This window comes from Pseudomonas sp. DR48, from assembly GCF_019823085.1.
Taxonomy (GTDB): Bacteria; Pseudomonadota; Gammaproteobacteria; order Pseudomonadales; family Pseudomonadaceae; genus Aquipseudomonas.
The window spans coordinates 545,458-558,409 of sequence record NZ_CP081946.1; the positions used below are offsets into that span (position 1 = coordinate 545,458).

General features: G+C 58.2%; 12 protein-coding genes. 9 read left to right on the forward strand and 3 right to left on the reverse strand.

Features of this window, described 5'->3' with window-relative positions; genetic code table 11:
• Positions 1-258 precede the first annotated feature (258 nt).
• Both argF and K5K95_RS02545 read left to right on the forward strand, forming a co-directional pair.
• The gene (gene argF, locus K5K95_RS02540) at positions 259-1,179 is read left to right on the forward strand and encodes an ornithine carbamoyltransferase (protein WP_222588257.1); all 921 of its coding nucleotides are present in this window, start codon (positions 259-261) and stop codon (positions 1,177-1,179) included.
• On the forward strand, positions 1,176-2,285 hold the full coding sequence (locus K5K95_RS02545) for an ABC transporter ATP-binding protein (protein ID WP_222588258.1): 1,110 nt from the start codon (positions 1,176-1,178) through the stop codon (positions 2,283-2,285). Before argF ends, K5K95_RS02545 begins: the two co-directional genes overlap by 4 nt.
• A gap of 57 nt (positions 2,286-2,342) precedes the next feature.
• On the opposite strand, the gene K5K95_RS02550 is transcribed toward K5K95_RS02545, so the two are convergent.
• Complete coding sequence (locus K5K95_RS02550; protein ID WP_222588259.1) at positions 2,343-3,125, reverse strand: PhzF family phenazine biosynthesis protein; 783 nt, start codon at positions 3,123-3,125, stop codon at positions 2,343-2,345.
• Between the two features lie 90 nt (positions 3,126-3,215).
• The gene (ybaK, locus tag K5K95_RS02555; RefSeq protein WP_222588260.1) at positions 3,216-3,686 is read right to left on the reverse strand and encodes a Cys-tRNA(Pro) deacylase; all 471 of its coding nucleotides are present in this window, start codon (positions 3,684-3,686) and stop codon (positions 3,216-3,218) included.
• A gap of 372 nt (positions 3,687-4,058) precedes the next feature.
• Here ybaK and K5K95_RS02560 point away from each other — a divergent pair, with 372 nt between their 5' ends.
• The 4 genes from K5K95_RS02560 (at position 4,059) to glpD (ending at position 9,177) form a co-directional block, all read left to right on the forward strand.
• Positions 4,059-4,910: an MIP/aquaporin family protein gene (locus K5K95_RS02560; protein ID WP_090180680.1), complete on the forward strand. Its 852-nt coding sequence runs from the start codon at positions 4,059-4,061 to the stop codon at positions 4,908-4,910.
• A 75-nt stretch (positions 4,911-4,985) separates the two neighbouring features.
• The gene (gene glpK, locus K5K95_RS02565; protein WP_222588261.1) at positions 4,986-6,491 is read left to right on the forward strand and encodes a glycerol kinase GlpK; all 1,506 of its coding nucleotides are present in this window, start codon (positions 4,986-4,988) and stop codon (positions 6,489-6,491) included.
• Between the two features lie 95 nt (positions 6,492-6,586).
• Complete coding sequence (locus tag K5K95_RS02570; RefSeq protein ID WP_208669689.1) at positions 6,587-7,342, forward strand: DeoR/GlpR family transcriptional regulator; 756 nt, start codon at positions 6,587-6,589, stop codon at positions 7,340-7,342.
• A 296-nt stretch (positions 7,343-7,638) separates the two neighbouring features.
• Entirely contained in the window at positions 7,639-9,177 is a 1,539-nt protein-coding gene (gene glpD, locus K5K95_RS02575) for a glycerol-3-phosphate dehydrogenase (RefSeq protein ID WP_222588262.1), read from the forward strand.
• A 62-nt stretch (positions 9,178-9,239) separates the two neighbouring features.
• On the opposite strand, the gene K5K95_RS02580 is transcribed toward glpD, so the two are convergent.
• Positions 9,240-10,127, reverse strand: a complete 888-nt coding sequence (locus K5K95_RS02580; RefSeq protein ID WP_222590272.1) for a LysR family transcriptional regulator — start codon at positions 10,125-10,127, stop codon at positions 9,240-9,242.
• A 105-nt stretch (positions 10,128-10,232) separates the two neighbouring features.
• Here K5K95_RS02580 and K5K95_RS02585 point away from each other — a divergent pair, with 105 nt between their 5' ends.
• From K5K95_RS02585 to K5K95_RS02595, 3 genes are read left to right on the forward strand one after another with little or no spacing between them, the layout of a single operon-like run.
• Entirely contained in the window at positions 10,233-11,600 is a 1,368-nt protein-coding gene (locus K5K95_RS02585) for an MFS transporter (protein WP_222588263.1), read from the forward strand.
• Positions 11,581-11,991, forward strand: a complete 411-nt coding sequence (locus K5K95_RS02590; protein WP_222588264.1) for a DUF4440 domain-containing protein — start codon at positions 11,581-11,583, stop codon at positions 11,989-11,991. Before K5K95_RS02585 ends, K5K95_RS02590 begins: the two co-directional genes overlap by 20 nt.
• A gap of 7 nt (positions 11,992-11,998) precedes the next feature.
• Entirely contained in the window at positions 11,999-12,946 is a 948-nt protein-coding gene (locus tag K5K95_RS02595) for a flavin reductase family protein (protein WP_222588265.1), read from the forward strand.
• Positions 12,947-12,952 lie beyond the last annotated feature (6 nt).

Below are 12,952 nucleotides of genomic sequence, written 5' to 3' on the forward strand. Positions count from 1 at the left end.
GCCAAGCCCGTCGAGCCCGGTGTACAAATAACGGGCTGCTGTCAGGAAACCGGCTTCAAATGCGCTACTGCGGTCACCCCGTAGCCCCTCTGAAATTCCCGAACACCGTAGCCTATTGGAAAAACGCGACATTTAATGTCAAGATCGCGCCTTCCCCTATTTCGTCGCCCCGTGCGGCTTACGCCGCAGGTCTCGCCCGTTTTTTTAGTTAAACAAGGCTTTGAGTATCTGCGGTCTGTTGCAAAAAGGTAGTCAATGATGAGCGCAAGGCACTTTCTCTCCCTGATGGATTGCACGCCCGAAGAGCTGGTCAGCGTGATCCGTCGAGGCGTTGAGCTCAAGGACCTGCGTAACCGCGGCGTACTGTTCGAGCCTCTGAAAAACCGCGTCCTGGGGATGATCTTCGAGAAATCCTCGACCCGCACCCGTATTTCCTTCGAAGCGGGCATGATCCAGCTCGGCGGCCAGGCCATTTTCCTGTCGCCGCGCGACACCCAGCTGGGCCGTGGCGAACCGATCGGTGACGCCGCCATTGTCATGTCGAGCATGCTCGATGCGGTGATGATCCGCACGTTTTCCCATAGCACGCTGACCGAATTCGCCGCCAATTCGCGCGTCCCGCTGATCAACGGCCTGTCCGATGACCTGCATCCGTGCCAGTTGCTGGCCGACATGCAGACGTTCCTCGAGCACCGTGGTTCGATCCAGGGCAAGACCGTGGCCTGGATCGGCGATGGCAACAACATGTGCAACAGCTATATAGAAGCGGCGATCCAGTTCGACTTCCAGTTGCGCGTTGCCTGCCCTGAAGGTTTTGAACCCAATGCGCAATTCCTGGCCAAGGCCGGCGATCGCGTGACCATCGTCCGCGATCCGCAGGATGCCGTGCGCGGCGCGCACCTGGTGAGCACTGACGTCTGGACCTCCATGGGCCAGGAAGAAGAAACCGCCAAACGCCTAAAGCTGTTCGCGCCGTACCAGGTCACCCGCGCCCTGCTCGACCTGGCCGCCGAAGATGTGCTGTTCATGCACTGCCTGCCGGCTCACCGTGGCGAGGAAATCAGCCTCGACCTGCTCGACGACAAGCGTTCGGTCGCCTGGGATCAGGCAGAAAACCGCCTTCACGCACAAAAGGCCTTGCTCGAGTTTCTCGTCCCGCCTTCGTACCATCACGCATGAGCCATCCATTACTGCTTAACCTGCGCAACCTCGCCTGCGGCTATCAAGAGCAGCGGGTTGTGCAGAACCTCAACCTGCATTTGAATGCCGGCGATATTGGTTGCCTGCTCGGTTCCTCGGGCTGCGGCAAGACCACTACGTTGCGGGCGATTGCCGGTTTCGAACCGGTGCACGAAGGTGAAATCACCTTGGCGGGCGAGACCCTGTCCAAGCCCGGTTTCACCCTTGCCCCGGAAAAACGCCGGATTGGCATGGTGTTCCAGGACTACGCGCTGTTTCCGCATTTGAGCGTGGCCGAGAACATCGCCTTCGGGATCCGCAAGCATCCGCAAAAGGAACGGGTCACCGAAGAATTGCTGGAACTGGTCAACCTGAAAAACCTTGGCAAACGCTTCCCCCACGAGTTGTCCGGCGGTCAGCAGCAGCGTGTCGCATTGGCCCGCGCACTGGCGCCTGAACCGCAATTGTTGCTGCTCGACGAGCCGTTCTCCAACCTCGATGGCGAACTGCGACGCAAGCTCAGCCATGAGGTGCGCGACATTCTCAAGGCTCGTGGCACCAGTGCGATTCTGGTGACCCACGATCAGGAAGAAGCCTTCGCGGTCAGCGATCATGTCGGGGTTTTCAAGGAAGGTCGCCTGGAGCAATGGGACACGCCCTACAACCTGTATCACGAACCGCTGACACCCTATGTGGCGAGTTTCATCGGGCAGGGGTATTTCATCCGCGGCCAGCTGAGCAGCCCGGAGTCAGTGCAGACCGAGTTGGGTGAGTTGCGCGGCAACCGTGCCTACACCTGGCCGGTGGGCGGTGCGGTGGACGTATTGCTGCGCCCGGACGACATCGTTTATGCGCCGGACAGCGCATTGAAGGCGCGGATTGTCGGCAAGTCGTTCCAGGGTGCATCGACACTCTATCGTTTACAGCTGCCGACCGGCGCGCAATTGGAATCGATTTTCCCGAGCCACGCCGATCATCTGGTCGGGGCAGAAGTGGGCATTCGTGTCGCGGCTGAACATCTGGTGTTGTTCCAGGCGTCCGGCAGCACGGCGGCGCAGATTCCGGCGACCGAATCCGGCGTGCGCCGCTACAGCGCTGCCAGCTGATACACACGGACAAAAAATGTGGGAGCGAGCCTGCTCACTCCCAAATTGCTCCTGTGGTTAACCGAGCATGAGCGTTCCGCTCGCAACCAGCGTTGCCTGCCCGCCAATTTTCACCCGATCCCCTTCCAGCCGACAGAACAGCTCCCCGCCTCGCTTCGAGCACTGGTAGGCGGTGAGACTCGTCTTGCCCAGCCGTTTCGACCAGTACGGAATCAGACTGCAATGGGTCGAACCGGTCACCGGGTCTTCGTTGATACCGATCGCCGGAGCAAAGTAGCGGGACACGAAATCATGCCGACTGCCCTTGGCAGTAACGATGGCGCCCGGCCACGGCAGTTTGGCCAGGGCGACCATGTCGGGCTGACAATCGAGTACAGCTTGCTCGGACTCCAGCACCACGAACAATTCATTGGAGCCCAACACATCGACCACTTCGACGCCCAAGGCGCGTTCGACATCCAGGGTCACACCCACTTCTGACGGCGCGATGGCCGGGAAATCCAGCCACAAGCGCTCGCCTTCACGACTCACACTCAACGGACCGGACTTGCACATGAAGTCCAGGCGTTCGACCGGCTCCTTGTAGATCTCAAACAACACATAAGCGCTCGCCAGGGTCGCATGACCGCACAGCGGCACTTCAGTGGTCGGAGTGAACCAGCGGATCTGCCAGCCCTGCCCTTCGCGCACCACGAAGGCAGTCTCGGCGAGATTGTGTTCAGCGGCGATCTTCTGCATCAACTCATCGGCGAGCCACGCTTCGAGCCGATAGACCATCGCCGGGTTGCCACTGAATGGCCGATCGCTGAACGCGTCGACCTGATGAAACGCTAGCTGCATGACCTTCTCCTTATGTCCGGCCATCGAGCATGTCGTTGCCAGACAATCCGTACCAGTGACAGAGCGGGCAATTTTTCGCCATACAGCGGCTCAGGCTCGGCCAATGTCGGCGAATTTCGCTTGGGTATGTTCAGCCAGCACCGTTGGCGCCAACTCGACTTCCAGCCCGCGTCGACCGGCGCTGACAAAAATGCTGTCGAAGGGCTGCGCCGAGTTGTCGATGAAGGTGCGCAGGCGCTTTTTCTGTCCAAGCGGACTAATGCCGCCCAACAGGTAACCCGTCGCGCGTTGTGCCGCGGCAGGATCAGCCATTTCAGTTTTTTTCACGCCGGCCGCATGAGCCAGGTGCTTGAGATCAAGACTTCCGACGACCGGCACCACGGCCACCAGCAATTCACCTTTTTCACTGGCGGCCAACAAGGTCTTGAACACCCGTGCCGGGTCCAATCCCAGTTTTTCCGCGGCCTCCAGTCCATAGGACGCAGCCTTCGGATCATGTTCGTAACTGTGCACGCGATGTTCGGCTCGAACTTTTTTCAACAAATCCAATGCGGGGGTCATGACAACTCCAGACGTGGGCGGCAGTAGAAAAATACTGCGCTGAATTCTAGGCCATCGCTCAGCAAAAGGCTCTATTGCGGCACTCATTCATAGGGCTGGCCACATGATTTGCCGTTCGTCCACGCTCAGTCCACCACGTGAACGTTGCGATCATTCACGTGACTAATAGTTGAAATATGACTGATAGTTCACTTTCGACCTTTGACAGCAGCGTTTCTTGTCTATATTTTTTCGAATCTGAATACCGCACCAAATGTCTTACAGCAGCACCCGCAGCAGGCCGAGAACAGAATGGGGATTCTGCCTCGGAGGAAAACGCGCTTCGGCCATGACGAAAGAAGCGCCAGACAACAACAAAAAACGAGGTTTTCAATGACTACTGCTTTACAACAACCGTCGCTCTCCAGCCAATGCATGGCCGAGTTTCTGGGCACTGCGCTGCTGATCTTTTTTGGCACCGGTTGTGTTGCCGCGCTCAAGGTCGCGGGCGCCAGCTTCGGCTTATGGGAAATCAGCATCATCTGGGGCGTCGGCGTGAGCATGGCGATTTACCTGACTGCCGGCGTTTCCGGCGCTCACCTCAATCCTGCCGTCAGCATCGCGCTGAGCATTTTTGCCGATTTCGAAAAGCGCAAACTGCCGTTCTACATCCTCTCCCAGATTGCCGGCGCGTTCTGCGGGGCCTTTTTGGTCTATACGCTGTACAGCAACCTATTCTTCGATTTCGAACAAACTCACCATATGGTTCGCGGCACCCAGGCCAGTCTTGAATTAGCGTCGGTGTTCTCCACCTTCCCTAACCCGGCCCTGTCCACCGCGCAGGCTTTCCTGGTCGAGGTGATCATCACGGCGATCCTGATGGGCGTGATCATGTCCCTGACCGACGACAACAACGGTCTGCCAAAGGGCCCGCTGGCACCACTGCTGATCGGCCTGCTGATCGCAGTGATCGGCAGTTCGATGGGCCCGCTGACCGGTTTCGCCATGAACCCGGCACGGGATTTTGGTCCCAAGCTGATGACTTTCTTTACCGGCTGGGGTGAAATTTCCCTCACCGGCGGTCGCGATATTCCGTATTTCCTGATTCCGATTTTTGCACCGATTGTCGGTGCCTGCCTCGGCGCTGCCGCTTATCGCGGGCTGATTGCCCGTCATCTGCCCGGCGCCATCCCTGCTACAACGGATGCAACACCGGCCATTGACGGCAAACCAAGAACTTCTTGATACCGTAGGCGCGTGATCCTGCCCAATTGATTGCGCGCCTGATCCCTCTCCCTTTTTTCGTCCAAGGCAATCGACATGACCGACACTCAGAATAAGAACTACATCATTGCCCTCGATCAGGGTACGACCAGCTCCCGCGCGATCATTTTTGACCGCGACGCGAACGTGGTCTGCGCCGCCCAACGTGAATTCGTACAGCACTACCCGCAAGCCGGCTGGGTTGAACACGACCCGATGGAAATCTTCGCCACCCAAAGCGCCGTGATGGTCGAGGCTCTGGCTCAAGCCGGCCTGCATCACGACCAGGTCGCCGCCATCGGCATCACCAACCAGCGCGAAACCACCGTGGTCTGGGACAAGACCACTGGCCGCCCGATCTACAACGCGATCGTCTGGCAGTGCCGCCGCAGCACCGAGATCTGCCAGCAGCTCAAGCGCGACGGCCACGAGCAATACATCAGCGACACCACGGGCCTGGTCACCGACCCGTACTTCTCCGGCACCAAGCTCAAGTGGATCCTCGACAACGTCGAAGGCAGCCGCGAGCGTGCGCGCAATGGCGAACTGCTGTTCGGCACCGTCGATAGCTGGCTGATCTGGAAATTCACCGGCGGCAAGGTGCACGTTACCGACTACACCAACGCCTCGCGCACCATGCTCTTCAACATCCACACCCTGGAGTGGGACGCGAAGATGCTGGAGGTGCTGGATATTCCGCGCGAAATGCTGCCGGAAGTTAAATCCTCCTCCGAAATCTATGGCCACACCAAAAGCGGCATCGCCATCGGAGGTATCGCCGGCGATCAGCAAGCCGCTCTGTTCGGCCAGATGTGCGTCGAGCCCGGCCAGGCGAAAAACACCTACGGCACCGGCTGCTTCCTGCTGATGAACACCGGCGACAAGGCCGTGAAATCCAAGCACGGCATGCTGACCACCATCGCTTGCGGCCCACGTGGCGAAGTGGCTTACGCGCTCGAAGGCGCCGTGTTCAACGGTGGTTCGACCGTGCAGTGGCTGCGTGATGAACTGAAGATCATCAACGATGCCCACGACACCGAATACTTCGCCAACAAGGTCAAGGACAGCAACGGCGTTTACCTGGTGCCAGCCTTTACCGGTCTGGGCGCGCCGTACTGGGACCCGTATGCCCGCGGCGCGTTATTCGGCCTGACCCGCGGTGTACGCGTGGATCACATCATTCGCGCAGCGCTGGAATCGATCGCCTACCAGACCCGCGACGTGCTGGACGCCATGCAACAGGATTCCGGCGAACGCCTGAAATCCCTGCGCGTGGACGGCGGCGCGGTAGCGAACAACTTCCTGATGCAGTTCCAGGCCGACATCCTCGGCACGCAAGTCGAGCGCCCGCAAATGCGCGAGACCACGGCACTCGGCGCTGCTTACCTGGCCGGCCTGGCGTGTGGCTTCTGGGGCAGCCTGGACGAGTTGCGCGGCAAGGCGGTCATCGAGCGCGAGTTCGAACCTGCCCTGGACGAAACCTCGAAGGAAAAACTCTACGCCGGCTGGAAAAAAGCCGTCAGCCGCACCCGCGACTGGGAACCGCATGAGGGCGCTGAATAAGCCAAGCTGAGGACTCGTATCAGTATGTAACTGGCAGGGAGCGGATTCGTGCGGCATCATGGGCAAATTTTGCACGGCAGCCCAAAGGAAGCCCCATGAATCTGCCTCCCCGTCAGCAACAGATCCTCGAGCTGGTCCGTGAACGCGGCTACGTCAGCATCGAGGAAATGGCTACGTTGTTCGTCGTTACACCCCAGACCATCCGCCGCGACATCAATCAGCTCGCGGAAGCCAATTTGCTGCGTCGCTACCATGGCGGCGCTGCCTACGATTCCAGTGTCGAAAACACCGCCTACGCCATGCGCGCCGATCAAATGCGCGATGAAAAGCAGCGTATCGGTGAAGCCATTGCGGCCCAGATCCCTGATCACGCCTCGCTGTTCATCAACATCGGCACCACCACCGAGTCGATTGCCCGGGCGCTGCTCAATCACAATCATCTGAAAATCATCACCAACAATCTGCACGTCGCCTCGATGCTCAGCGCCAAGGACGACTTCGACGTCCTGCTCACTGGCGGCAATGTGCGGCGCGACGGTGGTGTCGTCGGTCAGGCGAGTGTCGATTTCATCAATCAGTTCAAGGTCGACTTTGCACTGGTCGGCATCAGCGGCATCGATGAAGACGGCAGCCTGCTGGACTTCGATTATCAGGAAGTGCGGGTGTCGCAGGCGATCATCGCCAATGCGCGTCAGGTCATTCTGGCAGCGGACTCCAGCAAATTCGGGCGCAACGCCATGATTCGCCTCGGGCCGATTAGTTTGATCGATTGCCTGGTGACCGATCAGCCACCATCGCCAGCCCTGGCGCAGTTGCTGAGTCAGCACAAGATTCGGCTGGAAGTCGTTTAACCCCTTCAGATCCTCGTCGCTCATACCGACGCCATCGCGGGCAAGCCCACTCCCACAAGGACCGTTTAAAACCTTGTGGGAGCGGGCTTGCCCGCGATGGCGATCGCCTGTGCAACACACTTCTTGCGCCCTTTCGCGCGTTTAAATGTTCGGAAATTTTCCTTTGACGCCCCTTCGATCAGTATTTTCAATCGAAGTTGACTGGCTGTGGGCGGCTTTATGGGCTACCATTTTCGCAAATGAACATTAATGTTCGAATTCCAATACAGAAAATCAAAAAAGCCCGAGGCCTGCCGATGCCCACTTCTACTTTGCCTACGCCCCCTCTCGCTGAGGTCTACGACGTTGCCGTCATCGGTGGCGGGATCAATGGCGTGGGGATCGCAGCGGATGCCGCCGGTCGCGGTCTGTCGGTATTCCTTTGTGAAAAGGACGATCTGGCCAGCCACACCTCCTCAGCCAGCAGCAAGCTGATTCATGGTGGCTTGCGCTACCTGGAACATTACGAATTCCGTCTGGTGCGCGAAGCACTGGCCGAGCGCGAAGTGCTGCTGGCCAAGGCTCCGCACATCGTCAAGCAAATGCGTTTCGTGCTGCCGCACCGTCCGCACTTGCGCCCGGCGTGGATGATCCGCGCGGGCCTGTTCCTGTATGACCACCTCGGCAAGCGGGAAAAACTGGAAGGTTCGAAAAGCCTGAAGTTCGGTCCCGACAGCCCGCTCAAAAGCGAAATCACCAAGGGCTTCGAATATTCCGACTGCTGGGTCGACGACGCGCGTCTGGTGGTGTTGAACGCCATGGCCGCCCGCGAGAAAGGCGCCCATGTCCACACCCAGACCCGTTGCGTCAGCGCTCGTCGTACCAAGGGTTTGTGGCACCTGCACCTGGAACGCGCCGATGGCAGCCTGTTTTCGATTCGCGCCAAGGCACTGGTGAATGCGGCCGGCCCGTGGGTCGCCAAGTTCATTCGTGACGACCTGAAGATGGAATCGCCGTATGGCATCCGCCTGATCCAGGGCAGCCACCTGATCGTGCCGAAGCTGTACGAAGGTGAACACGCGCACATCCTGCAAAACGAAGATCAGCGCATCGTCTTCACGATTCCGTACCTGAACCACTTCACCCTGATCGGCACCACCGACCGTGAGTACACCGGTGACCCGGCCAAAGTGGCGATCACAGAAGGCGAAACCGATTACCTGCTCAAAGTGGTCAACGCTCACTTCAAGAAGCAGATCAGCCGCGAGGATATCCTGCACAGTTACTCCGGGGTTCGCCCGCTGTGCAACGACGAATCCGACAACCCGTCGGCCGTCACCCGCGACTACACCCTGGCACTGTCGGGCACCGGCGAAGAAGCGCCGCTGCTGTCGGTGTTCGGCGGCAAGCTGACCACTTACCGCAAGCTGGCCGAGTCGGCGCTGGCTCAACTCGCTCCGTACTTCAAGCACATCAAGCCAAGCTGGACGGCCACCGCCACCCTGCCGGGCGGTGAAGACATGACCACCCCGCAGGCCTTGTGCGCCTTGATTCGCGACAAGTACGACTGGGTGCCGACCGAGATCGCCCGCCGCTGGGCCACCACCTATGGCAGCCGTACCTGGCGCATGCTCGAAGGCGTGCAGAATCTCAGCGACCTGGGCGAGCACATCGGTGGCGGTCTCTACACCCGTGAAGTCGACTACTTGTGCAGCGATGAATGGGCGACGACCGCGCACGACATTCTGTGGCGCCGTAGCAAGCTGGGCTTGTTCACCACCCCGGCGGAACAGCAGAAACTGGCGGATTACCTGAGCAAGGTCGAGCAGAACCGTAGCAAAATCGAAGCGGCCTGATCGGTAATCCGGTTAAAGAAAAGCCCCTGAATCTCACGATTCAGGGGCTTTTTTGTAGGTGCTTACTGCGCCAGATGCAGCAACAGGAAATCGATGAACGCCCTCGATTTGTGGGGCAAATGCGGGCTGTTGGGAAACACCACGTTGACGGACTGCGAGGGCAGCGAATAGTCGGGCAACAGTCGGAGCAGCCGCTTTCTGGCGATGTCGTCCTTGACCACCCAGGCGGGCAGCACCGAGACGCCTAGCGACGACAACGTCATGGAGCGGATGGCCGTGGAAGAATTGGATTCAAACTGATTGATCCCGTTGATCTCGACAGCCCCCAATTGCGGATGGCGCAGCGCCCACTGGGTCGGTGCCGGCAGGTTGCTGTTGGCGATCCACGGCACCGAATTCAGGTCCTGAGGATTCTGCACCGGGTGACGTGAAAGAAACGCCTCGGTAGCCACCAGGACAATTTCATAATCCGCCAGTTTACGGCTCTTGAAAGCCGAGTCCGCCAAGTTGCCTAAACGGATAACCAGGTCTAACTTTTCCGCCACCAGATCATTGAGTGACGAGTTGAAGTTATAACAGAGTTTTATTTCTGGATAGCGCTCTATAAATTGCGGTATCAACGGAAGAATATAGGCCTCACCGTATTCACTGGTAGAACTGAAGCGCAACTTTCCGGACACCCGATTATGCCCTTTTAATACATTATCGAAGGCGTTATCGATGTCCGCAACAATACCTTTGAACTCTTCATAAAAGTCCTGACCGATTTCGGTGAGGGATATATTTCGGGTATTTCGAATCAACAACGTCGCTGACAGCACGTCCTCCAGCGCCTTGACATGCAGGCTAGCCATGGCCTTGCTGATGCTCAGGTAATTGGCAGCCTTGGTGTAAGAACCAAAATCGACCACGGCCAGGAATGTCTGGACCCGATTAAGATGAGTGTGCATAGCAATATGGCTCACTGTTAAATCCCGTCAAACATTGTTTCAAGGATAGTCGTATCGACAGTTCAAGTCCACCGCCCCTATGCTTTGCGGCAAAGGGGAAACAACATGACCTATCGCTACAAAGTTGCACTGATATTCCTGATCGGCTTTTTTATAGACTGCATTAACATCTTTATGTCGGCGGTCGCATTACCGAGTATATCGGCGGCGCTGCACGTTAGTACTTCAGACGTTGCCTGGGTGGCTAACGCTTATATTCTGGGGCTGACACTGATCATCCCGGTCAGCACCTGGCTGGCCGGTCGTTTTGGCAGCCGGGAAATCCTCACCGCCTCGATGATCGTATTCACCGCTTCCGTGTGGATGTGCGGGCTAGCCAACAGTTTCAACGAGCTGGTGATCTGGCGCTTCGTCCAGGGGATTGGCGGCGGCCTTTTGATTCCAGTCGGCCAAGCGCTGACGTTCAACCTGTTCAAGGGCGAGCAGCGGGCGAAAATATCCACATTGGTCATGGCCGTTGCCCTGATAGCGCCCGCCATTTCACCGACCATCGGCGGTGTCATCGTCGACAGCAGTTCCTGGCGCTGGGTGTTCTACAGCAACATCCCGTTCTCGATGATCGCGGCATTACTGTCCTGGTTCTGGATCAACGAAGCGCGCCCGACGAGTTTGCCCCGGCCCGACATCAAGGGCTTGCTGCTAGTCAGCGCGGCACTCGGCAGCCTGCTGATGGGCATGTCGTTGTATGGCGGTGACGCTCCGGCATGGGTGGCCGCCCTCTTCATCATGGCCGGCGTTGCTTTGGTAGTGCTGTACGGGCTGCACTACCGCACCTGCAAAAACCCGATCATTGAACTGAGCCTGCTCAAAAGCAAAAAACTCAGCACCTCCATCTTTATCTATTACGCGATTCCCGGTGTGTTCACGGGGGTCAACTTGATGAGCATCTTCTTTCTGCAAAACACCCTGCACTTCAGCGCCCGACTGACAGGAATGTTCATGATCCTCTACGCCATCGGCGCGTTCATCGCGATGCTGATCTGTGGCCGGGTCTATAACCGGATGGGCGCGAAGCGGCTGTTTGCCCTGGGCATGCTGTTACACAGCGCCGGCATTGCCACCCTGTTACTGGTGAACGATCCCTCAGACTTTCTGGTGATTGTCATCGCCTACAGCTTGATGGGGATCGGCGGCGGCATCGGTGCCAACACAGCACAAACCACGTCGCTGATGGACTTCGAGAGCAATGACACCCACAAGGCCAGTGTCATCTGGAACATCAACCGACAGATGTCATTCAGCATCGGCGCGGCCCTCTTCCTGATGGTTTTCAACCTTCTCTTGAAGCATTTCGATACCACCCAGGCCTACCACGTGACCTTTGCCATCGCCGCGCTGGTAGGCCTGTTCCCACTCTTTCAACTGAGTCAGTTGAACACTCAAAAGGACTGTCATGCACAACAAAATAGTTGAACAGGCGCACCACAGCATTCATCACGTGCACGAGCTGATCCACACCCTGTTCACCGACGCAAACGGTAAGGGGCAGGCCGCGCTTGAACCGCTGATATCGGCCTTTGCCGAACACTTCACCATGGTCACCACCTCGGCCGCCATTGTCAGCCGGGCGACGGTCGAACAGATGTTCAAGGGAGCAGTCGGCGCCAAGCCAGGCCTGGAGATCGTCATCAGCGACTTGCAGACGGTCTGGCAGGAAGGCAACAGCGTGGCGATTCGCTACAAGGAAACCCATCGCCTCGGCCAGCGCGAAAGCTCACGGGTTTCGGTGGCGATCATTGGCATGCATCACAACAACGCCCAATGGATTTACCTGCATGAAACGCCGTTAAGCCAGGAAAGCTGATTCTTGTATGAACTACACAATCACTGATTGCCAAATGCTCTCGGCCTCGATCAAGGAAATCACCGTCAGCCCGCTAATAGCGGGGTGTGCGGTGCCGGCAGCGGGCGCACATTTCAAATGGTTCATCCCCGAACTGAATGAATGGCGGCACTACTCGACGGTACAGCTGGCAGACCGCACTACGCCGCAAGGCAGCGTCGTCTTTGCCATCCGGCTCACTGCCGACTCGGTCAGCAGTCGCTACATCCGTTCGCTGGCAGTCAACGACACAGTGCAGCTCGACGGCCCGTTCAATACGTTCACCTACCCGCTCGTTGAAGGCGTCGGCAGGGACATTGCGATTGCTGGCGGCATAGGCATTACGCCGCTGACCGGGATCCTTCATCAGCTCTCGTCATTGAATCGAAGCGCACACCTGCACTATTTCGCCAGGAGCGACGACGACGCGGCCTATGCCTTGCCAATGAAGGCACTGTTGCAGGAGCGCCTGCACTTTCACTTCTCCAGCCAGCCCGATGGCCGCCGCTCTGTCAGCCAGGTACTGGCTGACCTTTCGCCACACGACCGGCTCTACGTCTGCGGTCCGCAATCGATGCTCAACGACGTGTTTTGCCATGCCGAAGCCAATGGCCTGCCCCGCGAGCGCATCCATTTTGAAATCTTCAATGTGGTACGTGAAGACGATGCGTCGGCCTTTGTGATTGACGCCGTCGAGTCGGGTATCAGCGTCAACGTCAATCCAGATCAATCCTTGCTGGAGGCGCTGGAGGCTGCCGGCCTGGACCCGCTCTATGACTGTCGACGCGGTGAGTGCGGCGTCTGCGCGCTAGAGGTCCTTGAGGGCGAAGTCGACCATCGCGATTTCATCATGAGCGATAAGGAAGCGGCCTGTAGCACAAGGATTTATCCCTGCGTCTCCCGGGCCAAAAGCCAACGCCTGAAGCTGGCGATCTAACGAGGA